General features: G+C 55.7%; 11 protein-coding genes. All 11 read right to left on the bottom strand.

The features are described from left to right. Window positions 1-24: 24 nt before the first annotated feature. The 11 genes from ACKC9G_RS15220 to ACKC9G_RS15170 all read right to left on the bottom strand — a co-directional run bounded on the left by ACKC9G_RS15220 (window position 25) and on the right by ACKC9G_RS15170 (window position 24,528). Window positions 25-564: a GspH/FimT family pseudopilin gene (locus ACKC9G_RS15220; RefSeq protein WP_411406899.1), complete on the bottom strand. Its 540-nt coding sequence runs from the start codon at window positions 562-564 to the stop codon at window positions 25-27. A gap of 5 nt (window positions 565-569) precedes the next feature. After that, complete coding sequence (locus ACKC9G_RS15215) at window positions 570-1,007, bottom strand: type IV pilin protein (protein WP_411406897.1); 438 nt, start codon at window positions 1,005-1,007, stop codon at window positions 570-572. Between the two features lie 3 nt (window positions 1,008-1,010). After that, window positions 1,011-5,300: a pilus assembly protein gene (locus tag ACKC9G_RS15210; protein ID WP_411406895.1), complete on the bottom strand. Its 4,290-nt coding sequence runs from the start codon at window positions 5,298-5,300 to the stop codon at window positions 1,011-1,013. 352 nt (window positions 5,301-5,652) lie between these two features. Further along, window positions 5,653-9,957, bottom strand: a complete 4,305-nt coding sequence (locus ACKC9G_RS15205) for a pilus assembly protein (RefSeq protein WP_411406893.1) — start codon at window positions 9,955-9,957, stop codon at window positions 5,653-5,655. A gap of 4 nt (window positions 9,958-9,961) precedes the next feature. Then, complete coding sequence (locus ACKC9G_RS15200) at window positions 9,962-10,498, bottom strand: PilX N-terminal domain-containing pilus assembly protein (RefSeq protein WP_411406891.1); 537 nt, start codon at window positions 10,496-10,498, stop codon at window positions 9,962-9,964. After that, window positions 10,498-11,343 (bottom strand): PilW family protein, encoded by an 846-nt coding sequence (locus ACKC9G_RS15195; RefSeq protein WP_411406889.1) that lies wholly within the window; start codon window positions 11,341-11,343, stop codon window positions 10,498-10,500. Before ACKC9G_RS15195 ends, ACKC9G_RS15200 begins: the two co-directional genes overlap by 1 nt. Beyond that, window positions 11,340-11,801, bottom strand: coding sequence for a hypothetical protein (locus tag ACKC9G_RS15190; RefSeq protein WP_411406887.1), 462 nt, complete (start codon window positions 11,799-11,801; stop codon window positions 11,340-11,342). The genes ACKC9G_RS15195 and ACKC9G_RS15190 overlap by 4 nt, the downstream gene beginning before the upstream one ends. Window positions 11,802-12,015: 214 nt before the next feature. Next, window positions 12,016-16,425, bottom strand: a complete 4,410-nt coding sequence (locus ACKC9G_RS15185) for a pilus assembly protein (RefSeq protein WP_411406886.1) — start codon at window positions 16,423-16,425, stop codon at window positions 12,016-12,018. 323 nt (window positions 16,426-16,748) lie between these two features. Further along, window positions 16,749-21,068: a pilus assembly protein gene (locus ACKC9G_RS15180; protein ID WP_411406884.1), complete on the bottom strand. Its 4,320-nt coding sequence runs from the start codon at window positions 21,066-21,068 to the stop codon at window positions 16,749-16,751. A 182-nt stretch (window positions 21,069-21,250) separates the two neighbouring features. Next, window positions 21,251-22,603, bottom strand: a complete 1,353-nt coding sequence (locus tag ACKC9G_RS15175; RefSeq protein WP_411406882.1) for a sigma-54-dependent transcriptional regulator — start codon at window positions 22,601-22,603, stop codon at window positions 21,251-21,253. Beyond that, window positions 22,600-24,528, bottom strand: coding sequence for an ATP-binding protein (locus ACKC9G_RS15170; protein ID WP_411406880.1), 1,929 nt, complete (start codon window positions 24,526-24,528; stop codon window positions 22,600-22,602). Before ACKC9G_RS15170 ends, ACKC9G_RS15175 begins: the two co-directional genes overlap by 4 nt. Window positions 24,529-24,739 lie beyond the last annotated feature (211 nt).

Below are 24,739 nucleotides of genomic sequence, written 5' to 3'. Positions count from 1 at the left end.
GTCTGAATGGCGCTCTTCGGGACGCTAGTTCACATTCATCGCATCGAAGTTACAGGTCGAGGTCGTGGTCGCCGTGCTCTGGCTGACGCTGCCCACCCGCGCCACTCTTACCACGCGGTATATCGCTTCAGAACCATTTTCATCACAGATGATGTAGGTCTTCACGCCATCAGTCGTACCTGAGCGGGTGAAGCTTACCGGATCGTTGGAGCTGACCGAACTTTTCAAGCGGGTACGCAGAATGATATCAGCGTTGGCATTCACCTGATTATCACCGTTCAGGTCGATAAAGTTGATGATTTCACTGGAGCTGCCGCAGGTCGTGCCATTCGAGGAGGGGCATACTCGCACTGAGGTACGGCGGTCAACGGCCGCGGTGCGGGCAGAAACCAATGCGCGAAACAGCGATTCGCTGTCCGAGGTGACCTGATAGCTCAGCATCATGCGGCCAAAGGACGGAATTCCCCAGGCGGCCACAATGGCCATAATGGCCACAGTGACGACCAGCTCAATCAGGGTAAAACCCTGTTGGCGCTTACGACGGGGGAAAGCAGCAGGCTTCATGGCAATTACCAGCAATCATCAACCGTCGACTTAGACACGGTTTTTTCACCGTTTTCATCGATGGTCAGCGTGCCGCAGGCATCTTTGGTCTGAATGCCTTGTGGGGTTGCGGTAATCAGAAATTCATGGGGAGTGGCTGCACTCAGAGTATAGGTAATCAGGTACTTGGCATTGCCCTGCAGCGGCGACTGATCGAAATTGCTGACATCGGCACCCACATAGGTGAAGGCATTACCGTAATGACGCTGCAAGGCCATTGAGGCCTGCATCATCACACCCTGGGCATCCACCCGGTTACTACGCTCGACGTAACGGGTGTAGCTCGGATAGGCAAAGGCCGCCAAAATACCGATGATCGCCACGGTGATCATCATCTCGATGAGCGTAAAGCCGCGAACTCGTTGCATTGATGAAGGGCTGCGTACTGCTTTTACGCCGACCATGCTTTACTCCTGTGGCGGGAAGACTTGCTGCCAGTTAACTCGCTGCTGTCGATATAACGTGTCATGGGCAAGGGTAGTGTTCACCGGGTTACCATCGGCGTCAACCGACACCGCGGTCTGGGACCCTGCCTTGGCGCTATTATCCACAAGCAAGGCGCCTGCGGAGGTGTCCAGATGAATTCCGGACGCATTCTGACCGTTAATCTGATCCGTCGAATCAATGACTCCATCACTATTGGTATCAAAAACGTTGCTGTTGTTCCCACCCGATTCCGCATCCAGTGACATTAACCAGCCAAATTCATCCACCGCACACTGACTGACATTGGGCTCAATGGTCGTAAAGGTGATCGCACCGCGACGAAGTATCCCCGCATCAATCACCTTTTCGCCGGCAGGCAGGTTCAGGCGCCAGCCATCCGTGCCCGATGAGGTCAGCGCCACGGCACGATAGTCATTGGTCAGACTGGTGGTGGTGTAGACCGACAGGTTGTAAGGATTGGAGAGAATATCCCGGTTAGCGGATGGCACATCGCGGATGGCATAGAAGCTCTGCACCGACGCAAGGCTGGTGGAGCTGATGTCATCGGTATCGTGGTATTTGCCGGTGCCGAAATAGACGATGTATGAAGTATTCGTCTGGGTCGCGGTGATGGTCCCCAGGCCCACTTCAGGCCGCGCCACTATAGGCTGCACTGTGCCGTTGTAGGTCGCCTGGAACACTTTATAAGCTTTCCAGCTGCTTTGCGTGGTGCCGGAGAGATCAAAGCGCCACATGTTGCCCTGCAGATCACCGGCGTAGATCAGATCAATGCTGCCATCGTCGTTGGTATCGATCGGCGCGATATTGGAAAGACCGTTATCGACACTGGGGCCCGTTTTCGAGGTATCGGTGTAGCTGTTGTTGGCGTAAATACGGTACACATCGGAAGTGGTCCAGGCCCCGTCACGCGCCGCATCCAGATAGACGATATACAGCACCGCCATTTGCGCTTCGCTGTAGTAGCCATTGCCAAAGACGGCAGCCCAGCGGCCATTATTCAGGCGTACGATCGCTGGTTTGGAGAAGGTATAACCAAGGCGTGCAGGCACCAGCGAGCCACTGGTATTGCCAATGTTAAGCAGCGTGGAATCCACACTGTCATCAAACTCCCACATCACCGTACTCGCGGCATTGGTCTCGGTGAAATTGTTGGGGTTACTCACATCCAGTGCGTAAACAGCTTTACCACCGGCACGCATACCGCCGGCCAGAACCGTCCGCCATTTGCTGTTCACATAAGCATCCACCACCGTCGGCGTGTCATCCACAAAATAGTGGTGCAGGTTGGAGTCGTCGTACTCCGGGTTCATCAGCTGGTTCAGATAGGGGAAAGTCGCATTCGGCACATAGGCCAGCAGTTCCGTGCCCGAGCTGGCGCTGAAAGCATGCAGTGCACCATCGTTAGCGCCCACATAGACCACCGGCGTGCGGTCAGCATACTGACTCTTGAACGTAGAGTACGGGTTGGCTGAGCCTTCAATACTGTCCTTGTAGTAATAATTGGGCGCACCGACATACACCGCGCTGGAATGCACAATATCCCCTAAGCGCGTGGGCTGATTGTCACTGTTCAAACGGCTACGGTAGATGTTATCGACACCGTTAATTTCCTCGAGATTATGGTTTCCGCGCAGATACTGCACGGCATCCGCCAGTGGAATCGCCGTCGTTGAGCCGTTCCAGCTCTTGGTCAGCTGGCCTTGCTGCCAGGCGTTTAAATTGGCCTGACGGAAAGGAACGCCAGTCATCTTGGTATTATCCCAGGTCATAAACACCCGGTTATTCGGCGTCTGGTTATTCAGCTGACTGGCCGCATCCCAGTCACGCACCAGATTGCCGCTGCTGTCGTAGTGATATGCCATCAAATGGCCATTCCATGAGTTGGCGTTATCGAAAGAGGAATAGAAAATCTGTGATCCTTCAGAGTCGTTTGAGCTACTGCCGGTCACTGACGCCTTGTAGTTCACGTTCTGGGAAATTTCACTGAAGACCTCATTAAGATTGGTCGACAGTTCACTGAAGTTGTTCACCTTGTAGTAATTGGTCGGTGTACCGTCAGCACGCAGGCTGTTCTCACCACCGCCGTATTTGGCCGCCAGCTGAATAGGCAGTGGTAAGGGAGCAATCTGATTTTGCGATGAGCCGGTAAAGCGGGTGGTGACGTAGCCGGAACTGCGGTTCACCGTCAGCAGGTTAATATCTGTCCATTTGTTGACGGAATAGTCCGTGACCTGACTCAGCCATGTGGTGCCGTCATTGCTGGAGCCCAGCACCGTGTAACCCTGGCGCATGCTGGCCGCCGAGTTTTTGAAGGGCATCCCCGCGGTAATTTCAATCTGGCCTGCGGCAGTGCCATCGTTACAGGTCGCGCCGACACAGATGATCATCTCGGCGACCATGTCCATGTCATAGTCAGAACCCCAGGGCGAATCCTCCCAGCCGATAAGCAGGCGAACACGACTTAGGTTACCGCTACTGTCCGTGGTGTGCTCAGCCACCTTGATATCGTTCATCGAGCAATAGGAGGTGTCATTACGCGACTTACAGTTTGGCACCACCGTGATGTTGCCGCTGCTGGTTTTGAAGGTGAACGTCGGCAGGTTTTCCGAGAGTGCAACGCCATAGGTTTTGATACCGATACCATCGCCGTGAAAGTCAGTGTGCTGCGCATGATAGGCCAAGCCCGCCAGCGCGTAGCCTGCCTGATTACCCGCCCCATCCGGACAAATCCCCCTCACATCGTAAAGGTTCGTCACTGTCTGGGTGGTACATTGCGCTGCGATGCCGTTGTTATCGCTGACCAGAAACTTCTTGCCCTTGATGTTCTCCGCCGGAGAAATCACGTTGTTCACGTAATCCTTGAGCTTGGTCAGGGTCAGTTGCGGAATATCCGCAAGGTTCAGGTTATCCATGTCATAGGAGTTTTCCCCCGATGACAGCACCAGAATGCTACAGCTGGAACAGAGAGCATCATTCCCCCAGGGTGAATTACCCCAGCTGATATCCCCAAACCACTTGGTAACATCCAGATAACCGTTATCATTGCTTCCCACCATAAAGCTGCTGGTCGGCGTGCGTTTGGTGCTGGAGGTAATCGTCAGATAACGCAGGGCCTCAGCGTACATTTCCGACAGAGGGTTACCCCAGCTCACACAACTGGAAATACCATTTCCATAGCCGCAACCCGGGTAGCTCCAAGGCGAATAGCCGATGATCTGCAGAGAATCGATGACCTTGATGATGCTGTTATCCGGGTAGAGGAAATCCCCCGTTGCCGGGTTAACCTCCTTGTTGGTGCCCATGAAGCTACTCACCTGCTTCCTGAGCACCCCGCCCTTGTCATTCCTGTAATAGCTTCCCGTTATCAGCCCGAACTCTATCTGGTCCGTCTCGCCGTAGTTCTGCAGCAGGCCAATGGGTTTCTTTTTCGCGCTGGTGTTGGTGTAGGTCTTACACTGGTTTTCGGTGCGCACATCGACACTGTCACAGACCTGAACGTTAACGTTCAGCTCGGCCAGTTTCTGACTGGTGTCAGGCTGCTCATAGAGGGAGAAATACCAACGCCATGCGCACTGCCAGATTTCACTGGTTGCCCACAACGGCCACACGCCTTTGGCCACTTTCAGTGTCGGCTGGTTATCCCGCGACAGCACATAACTTTTGCTGGTCTGGTTCGCGGTGGCGTCACTACACAGGCTGATGCCGCTCTGATTGTAGGGTGTCAGCTGGGAGACAGAGGCTTCAGAGGTCGAGGAATAGGTCTTAACAAAAGAATGGGTATCGAAGGGCAGCCAGGCGCGGGTCAGGATGGTGTAGCCCTCAGAACTTTGCGTTGAGAGCCGCTTGCCGCCGTAAAGCACCTTACGCACCAGATCCATACGGGTCATGGTCGCCCAGTTCAGGAAGTTACCGCTCCACTGGCCGGAACACAGGTGGTTACTCGCCTGACTGACGGCCACAAAGCGGCTGGAAGAATAGGTATAGCAAAGGCTGGAGTTGAAGTAGCCGTCGTAGTCGATGCTGTTCTTGTAGGTGGTATCGAGGTCACCGTCACCATCAAGGTCGGTGTAGTCCGGATAGGCTTTTTTGAAAAGCTCATGGTCCTTGGACAACAGCAGCATCATTTTCGGTTTGGCGGAAATACTGCTGACAAAGGGGGTCTGGCTGATATCCGCCCAGGCACGCGAAAGCCCAAGCACCGCCAGACAACTAAAGAGAAGAAACCACCAACCAAGACGACGTGCGAACATGGTTATGCTCCGTAAAATACGGTGACCAGTCGATTACCGGTGGCTTCAGGGCATCAACCTTGCGGGAACCCGACAGCATTGCACATCCGGAAACAATAAGCTGACGAACAGGTAACGTGCATGTTCATCGTTATGTCTTCCTGACAAAGCATGAAGCCCAAGGTCATGACCCTCGGGCTAAAAAAGCATCCTTGATGACAGAACTGGCTCAGTGAAGGCGCGACAGTGGAGATAAAAAGCGCGCAAAAGAAACTCACAATTCTGCCATAACGTTACCAGTGATCAGAATATCAACAACCCCGCTGCAAACAAAGCACTAAGGCTTCCCCTGAGACGAAGGATATGACTGATCTCAGGGATCCGGATAAACGTGCTGCCAATTCACCCGCTTCTGACGGTAGATATCGCCATTGGCCAGCGTGGTCTGGGTCAGGTTGCCGTTCTGATCCACCGAGACAGCGGTTTGCGACCCTTCTCCATCTCTTTTATCGACCAGAAGTGCGCTGGCTGAACTGTCGAGCTTCATGCCCGACGCACTTTTGCCGTTGAGCAGGTCGGTAGAATCCACGACACCATCGCCGTTCGTATCGAAAACATTCGCCGTCGCTCCGCCCGTCTGCGCGGCCAGGGTCATCAGCCAGCCGGTTTCCGTGACCGCACACTGGCTCACCGCGGGCAGCAGCGTGGTAAAGGTGATCTGGCCGCGGCGAAGCACCGCCTTTTCCGGCACCTTCTCTCCAACCGGCAGGTTCACGCGCCAGCCATCCGTGCCTGTTGCCGTATCCTGATTCACCGTCCGGTAATCACTCGACAGGGTGGTGATCGAATAGGTGGTCAGATTATAGGGATTGGTCATCAGGTTACGCGTCACTGACGGCGTGTCTTTAATGCCGTAGAAACTCTGCACCTGGCTCAGGCTGTCATCGCTGATGTCTTCCGTAGAGAAGTAGGAGCCGGTGCCGAAATAAATCAGGTAGGACGTGTTGGGGTTAGCATCGGTTTTGGCCGCAAGGCTGACTTCCGGTAGCGCCATAATGGGCTGTATGGTGTTGTTATAGGTCGCCTGAAAGACCTTCACTGCTTTCCAGTTGGATGCATTGGTGTCTGACAGATCAAAACGCCACATATTGCCCTGCAGATCACCACCATAAATCAGATCGACATTGCCATCGTCATCCGTATCAATCGGCGCGATGTTGGAGATGCCGTAGTCATCATCCGATACCGCCGTTGAGGCATCCGAATAATTGTTATTGGTGTAGATGCGTTTTACCTCACCAATCTGCCAGGTGTTGTTTGCCATGGCATCCAGGTAAACGATGAACAACACCCCCATGCGCGCATCACTCTGGTAGCCATTACCAAAGACTGCCGCCCAGCGACCATTATTCAGTCGCACTACGGCGGGCTTGGAGAAGGTATAACCCAGTCGTGAGTAGATAAAGTCGCCGTTGTTATTACGGTTAAGCAGGTCGGTATCCTTACTGTCGTCATACTCCCACAGCACCAGGCTATCGGCATTGGCTTCCGAGAACTGGGCCGGGTTAGTTACATCCAGCGCGAACACCGACTTGGCTCCCGCGCGCAAGCCGCTGACCAGAATCGTACGCCAGGCATTGTTCACATAGGCGTCCACCACAGTCGGGCTGCCATCGGCAAAATAGCGGTGCTTGTTCGCTGTGTCGTAGGTCGGGTCCATCAACTGGTTGAGGTAGGGGAAAACGGCTTTGGGGACAAAGGCCAGTTTTTCCTTGCCGGTATTGGCATCAAATCCATGCAAGGCACCATCATTGGCGCCGACATAAACCATCGGCGTGCGGCCTTCATAGGTGGTTTTGAAGTCCGAATACGGCGCACTTTCCATGGTATCGGAGTAATAGAAATTCGGATCGCCAGTATAGGCCGCTGAAGAATGGACAATGTCACCCAGTCGGGTTGGCTCACCCAGCTGGTTCAGTCGACTGCGGAACGGATTGCCCGCACCATTGACCTGCTCACGCAGATGCACGCCACGAAGATAGTTCAGCGCATAAGTCAGATTGATCGCCGTGTTAGAGCCGTTCCAGCGCTTCTCCAGCTGGGCTTGCTGCCAATCCGTCAGGTTATCAAGACGGAAAGGCACACCGCTGTTACTGTTGTCGTTCCAGGTCAGCATGACCCGATTGTCGGGGTCGATATTGTTGAGCTGCGTCGCGGCATCCCAGTTTTTCACCAGATTGCCGTAGGCATCGTATTTGTAGGCGTAGAAGTGCCCGTTCCAGGAATTCACGCTATCAAAGGAGGAATAGAACACCTGACCCCCTTCAGACTGCGTTGTACTGCTACCGGTGATCGCCGCTTTAAAGTGGGTATTCTGGGCAACCTGGCTGAACACCTTGTCGAGGTTCAGGCCAAGGGCGCTGAAGTTCTGTACCTTATAGAAGTTGTCAGGGTCGCCATCCGGGTCCAGAGAGTTTTCACCACCACCGTACTTGGCCGCCAGCTCCAGCGGCAGCGGCAGAGGTTCAATTTTCTTCGAGGAAGAACCTGAGAACTTACGGGTGTCGTAATGCTCGGAACGGTCGACTTCCATCTGGTTCATGTTGGTAAACAGGTTCTGGTTATAGGCTGTTACCGGGTCCATCCAGATCACACCGTCGGCACTGGAGCCAGTGATGGTGTAACCCTGCTGCATGTGTGCTGCAGAAGTTTTCAGGGGCACGCCTGCGGTAATCTCGATCTGATCCTCACCGGTGCCATCGCCACATTCGGAGCCGACACAGATGCTCATCTCCGAGATCATGTCCATGTCGTAGTCAGAACCCCAGGGCGAGTCTTCCCAACCGATCATGATGCGCAGTTTGCGAAGGTTACCGCTGCCATCCACCACCTGTTCCGCCACGCGCACGTCGATCATCGAACAGTAGGCCGCGCCATCGCGTGAGGTACAGTTCGGAATAACGGTGATGTTGCCGCTGGTGGTTTTGAAGGTATACACCGGCAGCGCCTCGGACAGGGCGACGCCGTAGGTCTTGATGCCCATATCATTGTTATGGAAATCCGTGTGATAGGCATGATAGGCCAGGCCGGCCAGCGCATAACCGCCCTCGTTAGCCGCACCGTCAGGACAGATCCCGCGCACGTCATAGAGATAATTGACCTGCTCGGTCTGACATTTGGCATTGGTGCCATCGTTGGTACTGACCAGGAAAGTGTTACCCTTGATCCCTTCCGCAGTACTGATGGTGTTGTTCACATAACCCTTAAGCTTGGACAGGGTCAGGCTTGGGATATCCGCCAGATTGAGGTTATCCATGTCAAAGGAGTTCTCCCCCGATGACAGGATCAGGATGGTACAGCTGGAGCACTTGGCATCTTCACCCCAGGGGTTTTCGCCCCAGTCGACATCGCCAAACCAGCCGTCCATATCCAGCACGTCTTCATCATGGGTACCGGAAAGGAAATTCGAGGTGGGCGTACGTTTGGTTTCAGCGTTGATGGTGAGATAACGCAACGCCTCGGCGTACATTTCCGAGAGCGGATTCCCCCAGCTTTCACAGCTGGAGACCGGGTCATCCACACCACAACCGATATAGCGGAAATAGGTATCCTGCGTATCGCCGGGACCGGAATAGCGCACAATCTGCAGGCTATCGATGACCTTGATAATACTGTGCTCGGGGTATAGGAAGTCACCGTTGGACGGGTTCACTTCACGCTCGGCGCCCATAAAACTGCTGATCTGCTTTCGCAGCGCCCCACCCTGGTCATTACGATAGTAGGTCCCGGTGATCAGGCCAAAGTCGATCTGATCGGTTTCACCGTAGTTTTGCAGCAGGCCCACAGGCTTACGCTTGGAGTTCGGGTTGGTGTAGGTCTTACACTCGGTTTCAGGGCGCGAGTCGATCTCATCACACACCTGCACCAGCAGGTTCATCCCGCCCAGATACTCATCACCGCTGGGGCTGATGCCATCGCCATTCACGCCGCACTGATAGATTTCATCGGTCGCCCAAAAGGGCCAGCTACCCCGTGCCAACAGCATGCCGCGGGGGTTATCGCGCGCCAGTACATAGTTCTTGGTGGTCAGGTTGGAGTAGGAGTTATTACACATACTCAGTTTGGGATAATCAAAGGGCGTCACGCTGCTGACCGGCACAGAGGCCGTACCCTCATAGACTTTGACGAAAGAGTGAATATCCGAAGGCAGCCAGGCACTTTTGAGGATGGTGTAGCCGCCGAGAGTGCCCCAGCGCTTACCGCCATAAAGCACCTTGCGCACCAGATCCATACGGGTCATGGTCGCCCAGTTGAGGAAGTTGCCGCTCCATTGGCCGGAACACAGGTGATTACTGGCCTGCCCGGTGGCAGAGAAGACGTTGTTGCTGCCGTACTGATAGCAGAGGGTGTTGTTGAAGTAGCCGTCGTATTCGATGGTGTTGTCGTAGGTGGTGTCGAGCTTGCCATCACCGTTCAGGTCGCTGTAGTCAGAGTAGGCTTTTTTGAACAGCTCATGGTCCTTGGACATCAGCAGCATCATCTTCGGCTTGGCCGAAGTACTACTGACAAAAGGCACCTGACTGACGTCGGCACGGACGGCAGAAGCCAACAGCAGCAAACAGCAGACAAAAAGACTGTAAAGCACCCCGAATCGGGCGCCTCTGGCTAACTTCAACATAGCCTTACTCCGTTACGATACGGCTATAAGTCGACTGCAGATATTGTTTGAGTGTGCCGGAAGGTCCGGTGCCTTCAGAGGTAATCCGGAAAACTTCCATACGTTCACGCGGTGCGTGACCCTCAACAATACTGTTGGCCTCCTTAAAGGAATCGGGTTCTGGCAGCACTTCAATGATGTAGCGCGGTTGAACCTTCAGTCGCGGATCAATGTCATCCAGCTGGGTCTCAAAGGTTCGAGTCAGCTGATCCGTGTTGTTGCCTGTCCAGGTGGCAGCCTTGTTCCACTGGGCCTGCTCTGTATCCGTCGAGCTGGTCAGGGTGTACACCCCGGTTCCTGTTGCCTGGTCTGCAACGATTTCCTCTTCACCGGCACGTAACGCGGACTCCGCCAGCGTCAGGGCCAGGTTGTTTTCTTCCCTGTTGGTTTCGATTTTGCCTTGCAGCGTGGTCATGTTGTAACCGGCGATACCGATTACCATGAGCAGGATCATCAGCACCAGAGTGACCATCAGGGCCGCTCCTCGTTGTCGCTTGTGCATCATTCCTCCTTCATGAGCGCGATATTGGCCAGCCAATACGTGCTCTCAAATTTCTGCATCAGGTTCTGCGTCTGGTTGTATGTGACCTGATTCGCAACGTCAGTGTAATCCACCAGCTGGAACGTCAGGTTCTGGGCAGTACGGTCATTCACACTACTGGCTACCACAATGCCAACCCGAACCCCTGTCACCGCTGTACGGTAATTACTCGCTGCGGCCAGGTCACTCGGTCTCACCCAATTGTCCACCGCATCATCGGCGTTGGCATCAATGGCAAAACGAAAACGCATATATCGCACGTTATCCACCAGCATGTCGCTGGAATAGGTATTGGATCCGTCGTCGTAGCTCACATCGCAGTAAAGCGCATTGTTCTTGATGTAGAAGCGCTGTGTAGCCACCACATCCGTACCGGGAATGACCTGTCCCAGACAATCCGTCAGCTCATCGGTGGAAGAACCACCGTGTCCTTTCATTCGCAATAACAGCTCCTGGGAAGCATTGTTATTGCCGACGCCTGCCGCCACTTCACCGGCCAGCCAGGTGTAACTGGAGTCGCTGAAGGTAGTGGTCGACGCCGGAAACTCCTTGGCCAGCGCCTGAATCGGGTCAGAGGTGAAACCCGCATGGCTCACCTGCGTTTCCATGGTGCGTAAACTAAAGCGCGCCGCATCCTGAATATCGGAGGTGGCGGTAATGGTGGAATAGGTACTTCGACCACTCATCATTACGTTAGTGGCCGCAAGAACGAGAACCGTTCCCAATGCCAATGCAATCATTAATTCAATCAGCGACAGGCCGCGCTGGCGATAGCGTCCTGGACCACGTGCGACGGGCGTTCTCATAGCTGCACCACCAACTGGAAACAGGTGAGCTGGGTGGGATCATTCTGCGTCGGATCGCAGCTGGTCCCGGTAACCTGGGAGCCGCCGGTCTCATTCCAGAAGATACGAATACTGAAAACCTCAGGATCGGTACTGCGACGGGTGACAATAATGCGTCCGTTGGGCAGCTGGTCGACCCGCTCTTTCCAGGTGTTAAGGGGGTAAGCCGTAGGGTTGGTGCTGGTGTCAAAAACATAGTTATCCGACACGCCACGGTTGAGCATCAGCCGTCCGCGGATATCCTCCGCCAAAGTGATGGCCTGCAGACGCTGGTTGATATGCTGATTTTCCCGCAGGGAAGACAAATGCAGGGAAGCGGCACCAATTACACCGGTGACCAGCACCAGCAGCGTGATCAGAATCTCGATCATGCCCAAGCCGTGTTGCCTTGATTGGCTGGGGCCAGTTGCCTGTCTCATGGAACAGCCTCGTTGTCGGAATACACCTGTTGCCAGTGTACGCGGTTTTCCCGGGAAAGCGCGATTTTTGACCGATGAGTTGGCACCAGAGCGTCGTGATATGACACCCGATTTACCACCGATACGTTCGTCAAAACTGCGCAGATTGTTAAAACCCACTATAGAGTTATTGGCAAAATAGCCGCGCTGGTTCCCTCAGGCAGAATGAGACGGATCAGTCATCCGGGTACACATGCTGCCAGTTCACCCGTTGCTGACGATACAGCGCCCCTTTGGCGACGGCAGTTTGCACCGGTTTCCCTTCGCTTGAGATGCTGATCGCTTCCTGATTATTGCCATTATCCTGCAGCAATACTGAGGCCGCCGAGGTCAGGCTCATCCCCGCCGGCGCCTTGTTATTGATATTGTCCGACATATCGATGCTGCCATCGGTATTGGTATCAAACACACTGCCCGAACTGCCGCCTCCCGGCGCATCCAGCACCATCAGCCAGCCATCTTCCGAGGCACTGCATTGGTTGATATGCGGGATCAGGGTGGTAAAGACGATCTGTTTACGCCGCAGCAGCGCGCGGCTGAGCACACGCTCCCCTTCGGCCGCTTTGCCCTGAGAGCGTAAATCCAGATACCAGCCTTCGCCGTTAGGATTGTTGTTGCTGACCGTGCGGTAATTGGTGCCTGTGCCGGTGCTGAAGTCCGACATGGTCTGGCTGATGAGATCCGTGCGGGTCATCGGCATGGCATTGACTTCAAGATTGTCCTTGATGCCATAGAAGCTTTGAATCGACAGGTCTTTGTCGTCACCAACATCCATGTATTTGCCGGTGCCAACGTAAACCATGTAGCCGCGACGCGGATCTGTGGCCGTCAGCCTGGCCAGTCCCACTTCCGGCTGGGCGGTAATCGGCTGTGGATTATTATTGCCATCGCGGGCTTCAAACACCTTGCTGATACCGTAGCGCCAGGAAATCGCCATGGGTGAGGAGATGTCAAAGCGCCAGACATTACCCTCAAGATCACCGGCGTAGATGTAATCAATGGTGCCGTTGTCGTCATCATCGACCGGCGCGATATTGGACAAGCCGTTGGTAGAACCCGGATTAGCTAAACCGGTATAGAGCCGGATGACATCATTCGGGTTCCAGGTGCGGTCCTGCATGGCATCGAGATACACCATGTACAGCACCGGCACACCGGCTTCGCTGTAGTAGCCATTACCAAACACGGCGGCCCAGCGGCCATTATTGAGCTTGATGATGGCGGGCTTGCTGAAGGTATAGCCCAGCGGTGTCGGCGTAGTGTTGTTGGGGTTACCGCTATTCAGCAGCGCCCGGTCATCGGCGGCATCAAACTCCCACAACACCAGATTCTGCGCATTGGCTTCGCTGAAATGGCTGGGGTCTGTCACATCCAGGACAAACACGGCCTTGCCACCGGCATTCAGGCCCGAAGCCAGCAGGGTTCGCCAGTTACCGTTAATCACCGCTTCACGCAGGGTCGGTGAACCATCGACGCTGTAGCGATGGTTCAGGCCGTTGTCATAATCCGGCCGCGCCATCAGGCCCAGCTGGTAATAGACGGCATTCGGCACATAGGCGATGCGCTCCTGCCCTGTGCCGACATCAAAGCCATGCAGTGCTCCGTCATTAGCACCCACATACACCATTTCTGCCCGTTCTTCCTGACTCTTGATGTAATTCTCATAGTCCGTGCCGGGGTGGTTGAGGAAGGTGTTCAGGGAGAACGTCGGCGGGCCGACATACGCCGCAGCCGAGTGCAGAATGTCACCGAGACGCGCAGGCTCACCATCGCTGTCGAGTCGCTCACGGAAGAACTTGGAGATATCGCCGTTGGTCTGTTCCAGCTGGTGGTTACCCCGGTTAAAGGACACCAGATTGGTCATGGTCGGCGTGCCGGGCGTCGGGCCATTATTCCAGCCACGCAGAATTTCAGCCTGTTGATCATCCCCCAGCTCACTGGCGCGGAAAGGAATACCGCTGCTGGCATTGGCCTGCTTGCGCCAGCTCAGCATGACGCGCAAATCCGACGAGCGGTTCTTCAGCACGTTGGCGGCATCCCAGTCACGCCGGAGGTTGCCGTTATTGTCATAGGAGTAGGAAATAAAGCGCCCGTTCCAGCTGTAGAGATTGTCGTAACTGGAGAAATAAATATGCGCGCCGGTATCGGTGGAGAAGCTGCTGCCTGCCACGGAGGCGCTGTAAAACTTCTTGCGGGAAATGTAATCGAAAACGTTGCCGAGGTTTTCCACCAGCTTGTTGAAGTTGGTGACTTCGTAAAAATTATCAGGACGGCCCTTCTGATCCAGCGAGTTCGTGGAACGGCCGTATTTGGCTGCCAGCATCAGGGGTGATGGCAGTGTCGCATCGTTCTTCAGGCTGTTATTGATAAAGAAGGTTTTATAGAAAGTCTCATTCTGCGGAATGTTGGTGCCAAAGTTGTAGGGGCCGGGCTCGGTCACGCCGCTGATGGTAAAGCCAAGATAATCATCCGAGCCGGAGACCTTATAGGTTTTCGTCAGCGCCACCCGCACCTGGTTGGAATCCACCGGCTGGCCTTCCACTGGCGGACAGGCATCACCGATACAGATATCCATCTGCACCCGCCAGTCCATGTCATAGTCAGCGCCCCAGGCAGAGTCCTCCCAGGAAATGGTCGCCACAATACGGTTCACATTGCCGTTGGCATCCTTCTCCACCTTTTCCATAAAAACGTCGTTGTAGGAGCAAGGATGAATCACGAAGGAGCGGCAGGTCATCACCACTGATACCTTCTTGCCCTGATAGGTCAGGTTGAAGAATGGCAGCTGGGTCGACAGGGAAAACACGTAGTTATCAATGGTGCGGCCGGAGTCGCGGTCAAAGCTGTTGGTGGCCGCCAGATGCATGGCACCGGCGAGCTGAAAGCTGCCTTCATTGGACGGCGCTTCGGGGCAGATCCCGCGCAAATCCGCAAAGCCTGAGGCGCTGACCTCCTTGGCGCTGCAGAGCTCAGTCTGGCCATCGTCCGTGGCGCTGTTACCCGTCGTACCAATCACATACTTGCCGTTAAGACCTTCCTGACTGGCGACGGTATTGGTCGCCGCTGAAATCGTCCCGGCGCTGATGCCATTAAAGTTACCGATAGCACTCAGATCATCAGCATCAAAGGTCGGCGAACCCGAGGCCAGCATGATGATGCTGCAGGTGGCGCAGTCATCTTTTTTCCAGGGCACACCACCCCAATCCTGCGGCGCAAACAGATCCGAGTTATTAAAAAAAGTACGGTCATCACCGGCAAAAGCGGCCGTCGGCGTGCGGTCATCCGACACCAGATACTTGAGGGCTTCTGTGTACATTTCCGCCAGCGGGTTACCCCAGTCCGGGCACTTGCCACTGCTCAGGAACTCCGCCTTGTACAGATCGCGGTTCTGGTTACAGGTACGGTAGTAGTAGCGATACGGCGGGTTGCCGCCGTAATTCACGATACCGATCTGGTCGATCACGTTAACGATGCTGACCACCGGTTCGCCGTTGTAGTTACGGTTAAAACGGCCGGTGTTGGGGTTCACCTCGCCGTTATCGTTGTTGTCGCCAATAAAAGGACCGATGGGTTTTCGCAGCACCCCGCCGCTGGCGTATTTGGTATAGCCGCCGGTCATCAGACCAAAGCGGATGGAGTCATCCTCCCCGTATTTTTGCAGCAGCCCCACGGGCTTGATGTTGCCGTTAGGATAATGGCGACAAAGATCCTGACGGGTATCCACCACCCCATCGCAAACCACCACACGCAGGGTGAAGGTCTCATCATTCTTGGTGTAGAGCTGGTTGTAATAGGGCATGCACTGTTTGGTTTCTGTAGTTGCCCAGTACTGATCAGCGAAATAGCGCAGCGCCAAAATCGGCTGGTTTTTCTCGCCCGAACGGTTGAACGAGGTGCTGCAGTACGTCACACCCCGGAACGACTCCGGCAAAGTGGATTCCTGATGAGTGCCCAGCACCGGATCGGCGGGCTGATACCAGTTGGCCGAGTAGTTGTCGGTGTTATAGAGCGTCTTGGCGAAGGAGTGGGTATCCTGCGGCAGGAACGAACGTTCCAGCACCACCGGGCCATCGCCGGGGTTTTCCGGGTCCTGCACACGTTTGCCGCCGTACAATACCTTGCGCACCAGATCCATTCGGGTCATGGTCGCCCAGTTCATGAAATTCCCCAGCCAGCGCGCATTGGTGCCACTCAGCACACAGGCCCCAAAGGCATTGGGCAGCTTTGGCACAAAGGCTCCCGTCAACGAGGTGTCCGGACCGAAGACATCGTTGCGTGCCGGGGAGATCACATAGCTGGGGTCGTATTCGTAGCAGAGATCGCTGTTGAAGTAGCCGTCATAGGTGACGTACTTGTTGTAGGCCGTATCAATCACACCGTCATCATCAACGTCGATGTAATCAAGATAGGCCTTTTTCGACATCTCGTGGTCTTTGGACATGACCAGCAGAAGTTTGGGCTTGTCCGAGGTCGCGTAGGTGAAGGGAACGTTGGACAATACCGCATAAGCCTGAGTCGCCACGCCTGCCAGAAGCAGCCCCACGCATAGCAAAACACGTCGACTCCAGTGTTTTGTCTCTCTCATCACGCTATACCCGGTACGTCATCATCCACTGGGTCAGAGGTCACGGCTCGCCCAGCATTCTTATTCAGAGATAACGCTAACAAACTGTGCGGGAATAACTACCTGTCCCTGAAGAGGGAAAGCGCCAATTCCAACAGCCTTGAAACCTAGCTATCACAAGGGCGCCAGCCAGTTATGACATGACGACACAGCCTGTCTTTGCTCCATGAAATGAATTTCAGAAACCCGCGATCAGGCACTGTTTCCTTCATCATTCCGGAGGCTTTATTTACAAGGAAAATAGAGAAAAGAAAAAACGCAAAGGTAAGGGCTCGAGGAGGAGGTTACTCCCCTTCCTCGATCCGGACATGCTGCCAATTCACCCGTTTCTGGCGATACATGGCGGACTTGGCCACGGCAATCTGATCCGGTGTCCCTTCATCCGAGACACTGACAGCAATCTGGGAATCACCGTTATCCTGCAGCAGGACTGACGCTGCCGAAGCGATGCTCATCCCCGCCGCGCGCTCACCATTCACCAGATCCTCGGTATCAATACTGCCATCGCCGTTGGTGTCGAAAACGCTGCGGGAACTATGTCCATCCGGTGCATCAAGGGCCATTAACCAGCCATTTTCCACCGCCGTACACTGGCTGATATGAGGAATCAGGGTGGAGAAGATGATCTGCGCCCGACGCAGCAAGGCTTTCTCCACCACACGCTCACCCTGAGCCTGATGACCGACCTCTTTGAGATCCACAAACCAGCCTTTGTGATTGGTTTCATAGTTGGTAATGCTGCGATAGTTCACACCGGAGACACCGCCCAGCAAGGAGATGTATTGCTGGGTCAGACTGCCACGGCTGTAGGCAATCGGCGTGGGGTTCAGGTCATCCTTGATGCTGTAAAAGCTCTGCACGGACAAATCAGCATCATCGCCCACGTCCATGTACTTGCCGGTACCGAAATAGAGGCGATAACCACGGTCGTAATCTTCAGATTCTCGCGAGGCTAACCCCACCTCAGGCTGGGCGACGATCGGCTGCACCTGGCCATTGCTGTCACGAGCCTCGAAGAGTTTGGCGATACCCTGCTGCCAGTCAGACGTGCTGCTGCTTCGCAGATCAAAACGCCACATATTGCCTTCGAGATCACCGGCATAAATGAGGTCGATATCGCCATCGTCGTCGGTATCAATTGGCGCAATGTTGGAAAGCCCGTTCTCGCTGCCTGCGGTCTCATCCGTCGGCGTCGCAGTGTAAAGGCGCACGACATCGTTGGAGTTCCAGGTGCCGTTATCACGGATCGCATCCAGATAGACAATGATCAGCACCGGCACACCGGCATCACTGTAATAGCCATTGCCGAACACCGCCGCCCAACGGCCATCATTGAGTTTGACGATGGCAGGCTTGCTGTAGGTATAACCCAGCGTCGAGGGAATCGGCCCGTTGAGCTGCCCATTCAGCAACACGCGGTCGATAATGTCGTTGAACTCGAACAGCACGATGCTGCGCGCATTGGACTCGGCAAAATTGTCCGGGTCAGTCACATCAAGGGCAAAAACACCCTTGCCACCCGCATTCAGGCCGGAGGCCACCACCGTATGCCAGCTGCCGTTGAAATAGGCATCGCGCACGGTGGGGCTGCCATCGGCACTAAAGCGATGGCTTAAGGATTCATCATAGTCCGGTCGCGCCATACGGCCGATCTGGTTATAGGTCATGGTCGAAACATAACCGATACGCTCACGACCGTTATTGGCGTTAAAACCGTGGAAAACGCTGTCATTAGCGCCGACATAGATCATCGGCTGCCGATCCGCGTATTGCTTCGCCCATTCGTTATAACCGGTCCCCGGATTATTGGCTTCCATATAGGACGATGTCTGGGTGCCGCCAACAAAGGCCGCCGAGGAGTGCACGATGTCACCCAGGCGAGTGGGCTCACCATTACTGTTCACCCGCTCGCGGAAGGGATTGGTCGGGTGCAGGGTGGTTTTTTCCAGGGAATGATCACCACGGATGTAGTTCACAAAGTCAGCATAGGAAGGCGTTGTGGTGGTCGGGCCGGAATTCCAGCCGCCGCTGATCAGGTTCTTCTGTCGGGTGTGCAGGTTGGTCGCGCGGAAAGGCACACCACCATAACCGAAGGGTTGGGAGATTTCCTTGATCGACAGCATCACCCGCGTGTCAGGGTCAGCCTGTTCCAGCATCTCCGCCGCATCCCAGTCTTTCTGCAGCTTGCCATCCTTGTCATAGGAGTAGGACATGAAATGGCCGTTCCAGCTTTTGACGTTGTCATAGCTGGAGTAATACACATGCTCGCCCTCCTCAGTGGTGTAGCCGGAGCCGGACACCGAAGCGCTGTAGAACTTGTTACGGGAGATATAACTGAAGACGTTCTCAAGGCCGTCCAGCAGATCGTTGAAGTTACGTACTTCGTAGTAGTTATCCGGCCGACCTTCCGTGTTAGAGGAATTCATCTGACGCCCGTATTTCGCCGCCAGCTCCAGTGGAGAAGGCAGAGCGACATCATTTTTCAGGTCGTTATCGATATAGAAGGTCTGGACATACCACTGGTTAGTCTCAATGTTCTCGCCAAACTGATAACTACCGGAGGCGGAAACCCCGGCTATATTAAAGCCCTGAATATGGGGTTTTGAGGCGCCATTGAAGGTCATTTTGGTGGCGACGCGAATCTGGTTGGAATCGACCGCCGGTAAGCCATCCTCGACCGGGCAGGCATCGCCGATACAGATATCGAAGTCCAGACGGTAGTCCATATCGTTATCCGCACCCCAGGAGGCATCCTCCCAGCCCAGTTCGGTTCGGATATGGCGGGTTTCGCCGGTAAGGGCATCGTTATCGACATCCTCCATCACCACCGAGATAAAACTACAGGTGCCCCACCGCTCATCCTCGCCCCATGACTGGCAGCTCGGTGCCACGGAAATAGTGTTGCCCCGATATTTGAGACTGAGATATGGCAGCGTAGTGGAAAGGGAAAACACATAGTTATCAATGGTGCTGCCGGAAGCCCGGCCAAAGTCATTGGTGGCCGCCAGTCGCATGGCACCGACCAGCTGATAGCTGCCCTCTTTGGTTGGCCCTTCCGGGCAAAGCCCGCGCAGGTTGGCAAAATCGCCCGGCGTGACGCTTTTGACCGAGCACTGCTCATCCTGATTGGATGAGGTTTCCCCGATCAGATACTGGCCGTTCAGGCCTTCCAGCCCCGCCACTTCATTGGTTGCCGAGCTGATAGCACTGGCGTTAATGCCATTAAAGGAGCCAACATCACCGAGGTTATCGGCATCAAAGGTCGGGCCGCTGCTGGCCAGCATAACGATACTGCAGGAGGCGCAGTCATCGATTTTCCAGGGCACACCGCCCCAGTCCTGCGGCGCAAAAAGCTCCGAGTTATTGAAAAAGCTGCGATCATCAGCAGCATAAGCCGCCGTCGGTTCGCGATCCTCATCGACCAGATACTTGAGCGCCTCGGTATACATTTCCGCCAGCGGATTACCCCAGTCGGGACACTGGCCGGTGGAAAGGAAGTCCGCCTTGGTCAGGGAGTAGTTGGTATTACAGTGCCAGTACATGAAATACCGGTCTTCCCAGCCGTAATCGACAATACGCATGCTGTCGATGACGTTAATGATGCTGACGACCGGTGCATCCTCGTAGGTGCGGTTGATCACACCGGTTTCGGGGTTGACCTCACCATCATCATTGTTGTCGCCGAGGAAACTGCCGATGGGTTTTCGTAGCACCCCGCCCTTGGTGTAATTCTGATAACTGCTGGTCATCAGACCAAACTGGATGGCATCGTCTTCGCCGTATTTTTGCAGCAGCCCCATAGGCTTGAAGTTGCCGTTGCCATACTGACGGCAAAAATTGGTACGCGTATCCAGCGTACCGTCGCAGACCTGCACCCGCACGGTGAAGGCCACGTCATCACCATAATAGTTACACTGCTGTCGCTCGCCGATTGCCATGTGAGGATCAGCCCTGGAGCGCATAGCCATTTTCGGCACGTTAGGCGACGCAGAATTATTCAGTGACGTGGTACAGAGCGTGATGTTGTTCTTGCCGGTAAAGGGCGTCAGATCGGAGATCTTGTAATCGGTGGTGTTGGAAATCACCTTGGCAAAAGAGTGCACATCCTGTGGCAAATAGGAGCGTTCAAGAATGACCGAGCCTTCTGCCGGAGTGGCCGGATCCAGAATCCGCTTGCCGCCATAGAGCACCTTACGGACGATATCCATACGGGTCATGTTGGCGTAGTTCATGAGGTTACCGCTCCAGGGGCCTTTCTTGCCGGAGCATTTGTGGTTGTCTGCGGTATCTGCCGGGGTATAGAGGCCGGTGGTGCCGTTGTAGCTGAACTCGCTGTCACTGTAGCTGTAGCAGAGGTCAGGGTTGAAGTAGCCGTCGTACTGAACGTTGTTGTTGTAGGTGGTGTCGAGCTTGCCGTCACCATCCATGTCGATGTAATCAAGGTAAGCCTTTTTCGACATTTCCTGATCACGTGACATCAGGAGCAACATCTTGGGCTTGTCCGAGGTGGAATAAGTGAAAGGCACATCACTCAGTTTTGCCGAGGCGAGCGCAGGCAGCAGCACGCTGCACAACAACACACATAAGCCGCTCAACCAACGCATCGTGGTAGCACCCCTGAATCAATCTCTGACAACTGCTCACCCTGTCCGGCGCACAACCGATTCAGGTACAAGGCCAAATATGCCTGCCTGAAAAAAGAAGGGGGACTGGCGCACCGGTCTGATGGTCAGACCCGGGCTGCTGCGCCGCTAGATGAACAGAGTTCTACTCTGCCTAATGAGTATCAATTCAAGCCGTAACGTTCCATCTTGTTAAGCAAACCTTGCCGCGAAAGGTGCAAAGTTGTCGCGGCTTGTGAACGATTGCCTCCCGCCTCGCTCAGGGCCTGACGAATCAGACGCATTTCCAGCGCCCGTACCTGGCTTTCCAGACTGGTGTCCGAAGGATCAATTCCGGCATCACCTTGTGCAGACGGATGCAGCAGGGCGATGTCATCCAGCGTCACCTGCAAACCCACGCACACGGCGACGACACTCTCCAGAGTGGCTTTGAGTTCACGAACATTCCCGGGCCACTGCCGACTCATAAACCAGCTCATGGCGCTGGCACTCAGGGCCGTGGCTTCCATGCCGATCTCCAGCAGGAAGGCTTTGAGCAGTGCCGGAATGTCCTCGGGGCGCTCATTCAGGGCGCGGGTTTCCAGCGTCACCCCCTTAATGCGGTAGTACAGATCTTCCCGGAAGCTGCCCGCCGCGACTTTCTCCGGCAGACTGGCGTTGGTGGCGGAAATAACCCGCACATCAATCTGCTGCAGCTCGCGCCCACCGACCGGATAGAACGAGCCTTCCTGTAGCACCCGCAGCAGTTTTACCTGCATCGGCAGCGGCATTTCACCGATCTCATCCAGAAACAGCGTGCCGCCATCGGCCAGTTTCAGCAGACCCTGCCGATCACGATCCGCGCCGGTAAAGGCACCCTTGGCGTGACCAAACAGCTCAGATTCCAGCAAATCCGCCGGAATCGCGCCGCAGTGCACCGAGATAAATGGCCCCTGCCTGCGCAGGCTGAGGTCATGCAGCGCGCGGGAAATCACTTCCTTGCCGGTGCCGGACGGGCCGGTCACCAGCACCCGCACATCCGTCGGCGCGATGCGCTGCACCAGAGTACGCAGTGCCTGCATGCCGGGGGAAACGCCCACCAGACGACGATCAAGGCTGTCCTGACGCTGCTGATCATGGCGCAGGCGTGCAACTTCCTGTTCCAGCCGATGCTTGGACAGGGCACGGCGGACGACCACCGCCAGCATGTCAGGGTCAATCGGTTTGGAGAGCAGGTCCCAGGCGCCCTGTCGAATCGCCTCCAGCGCCAGTGAACGGTCGCCATGGCCGGTCAGGATGATGACCGGACGGGAAATAAACTCAGGCACCGCGCTCAGGGTTTCCATCGGGTCAAATGCAGGCGGCAACGCCAGATCCAGCAGCATCAGATCGGCATCAAAGCGCGCCAGCACCTGCCGGGCTTCCGTGAGATCCGAGGCCGTCGCCACCTCATGACCCGCTGCCGTCAGCCAGCGGCTGCAGAGGGCACAAAACGCCGGTTCGTCATCCACCAGCAGGATGCGGGCATGTTGGCTCATAAGGCAGGCTCTCCAGAATCGTGGGCTACGGACCAGGCGTCGGCATCCGCAGGTAAGTGAACTTCAAAGCTGACCGGCCAGCCGAGATCCTCGCGCAGCAGCACCTCACCACCGTGGGCATCGACAATACGGCGGATAATCGCCAGTCCCAGGCCACTGCCGCCGGGGCGCTTCGATACAAAGGGCCGGAACAGGGTGGTTTTCAGGCTCTCGGGCAAGGCCGGGCCGTTATTGTGAACCCGCAACACGCCTGCGTCATTGGCCTCGATCAGCATCCGGCCATCGGTCTGATTACGAATAAAGGCCAGGGCGTTTTCAATCAGGTTGACCAGAATCTGCTGCACCCGGTACGGGTCAGCATAGACACTGGCGCCCGGCGCAATACTGAGGCTCACCCTGACCTGGTGCCAGTGCGTTTGTGCCACCACCGCTTCAATCAGGTTGCCCATCTCGGTCATTTGCGGCTGCAGACGCAGCTGGCCGCTGTAACTCAGCATGTCGGAGATCAGCCGGTCTGCCCGTTGCAGCTGCTGCTGAATATAGTCGCGGCTTTCGGCATCCACGCCCGTCGCCGCCATGGCGATGATATTCAGCGGGTTGCGAAGCTCGTGGGCCATCGCCGCCGACAAACCGCCCAGCTCAACCAGATGCTGCTCGGAAAGGCGCTGGCGCTCAGCTTCCGCACGGCGCAGGGATTGCTCCATCAGCGCACAACTGCTGACCAGCAGGGAGCTGAAGACTTCACCCGCCATGCGGATGGTCGGGCTCTGGTCGTGCCAGTTCTGCTGCTCACACTCCCATTGCCCCTGCACCTGCCGACACACCAGCCGTGGGCGCACACGGCCATCACCCGGCGGATGCTGGATCTGCTGAGGAACACCTTCAATGCACACCTCGATGGTCTGCCCAAGCACCGGCGTGAGCAGCCCACTGGCGATACGGGCCAGATCGCCCCAGTCCGCCGCGGATTTGAGCGCCGTCAGCCAGTGCTCAAGGCGCTCAGAGGAGAGCTTAATACCGGGATAGACCAGCCGTTCGGCGACTGCAGATAGCGCCGGTCGCAGCGCTGCCGCCACCGCCAGTACCAGCAGGGAATACAGCCATAACTGCCACCAGGGCAGCAGCGCCAGGGCTTCCATTCCCAATTGCCCCGCCAGCGCCCCGGCCAGTGCAATCATGCCGAGCACCACCAGGTTCATGCACAGCCACAGGAGCGCCCGGTTAGCCCAGGCATTCACCTCCAGCAGCTGATAGCGCACCACCGAATAGGTCAGCAACACCACGTAGGACGGTAACAACAACAGGGGATAGGGATAGATCTCCAGCCCCAGCGACGGGAATACAAAGCTGGTCGCCAGCAACAGCCCCCAACCGCCGGTGATAAACATCGCGAAGATGGAACGGCGGCGGTTACCCTGATGCCAGCGAAAACCCAGCAGCAGAATGGCGTGGGCCAGAATGCCGATCAGCACTGTGTACGCCAGGTTGAAACTGCCCGCCGGCGTAAACACAAAGAAGCGGTGGAAACCGGCCACCGAGCGCGTGGTGCCCGCGCCCAGCCACCAACTGCTGATCACGACCAGCAGGCTGACCAGATAGATGCCGCCCATTGAAGCCGACAAACGGTCCAGCCAGGGTCGGCGACCACTGCCCTGATTCACATAGCGCAGGGCGAAGTCGAGAAAGCAGGTCGGCATCAGCGGATTGGCCAGCACCAGCGCCACCCCCAGCGTCCGCCAGTCGAGGAAGATCGCGACATGACCGGCGCACCAGAGCGCCATCATCAGACCAAAACCGGCCAGCGCCACTAACTCGCGCTGACCACGTGAGCGCCACACCAGCCAGCCCGCCACCAGCAGGCCGCAACCGCTGGTGAGCAGCATCATCAGTTCAAAAACCAGTGGCAGCATCTCGCCTGTCAGCATGGGGTTACCCTTTTCACTCTCATCCGCACTCGTTCATTCGTGCCAGTAGCGGCATTGTCGCTGCTCGCCACCCTCCACTGTCAACTTTGTTGACACCTTGAGCCATAACGCTGTCCACCTCGTGGACAATCCGCGCCTGCTATCTGCCAAGGAATTGATATGAATCAATGACTTATCGCAACTTGTTGATTTGGCACAACTTTCGCAATCC

The sequence above is a fragment of the Pokkaliibacter sp. CJK22405 genome, assembly GCF_046614695.1.
Taxonomy (GTDB): Bacteria; Pseudomonadota; Gammaproteobacteria; order Pseudomonadales; family Balneatricaceae; genus Pokkaliibacter.
This window is presented reverse-complemented; position numbering and strand designations above follow the sequence as displayed.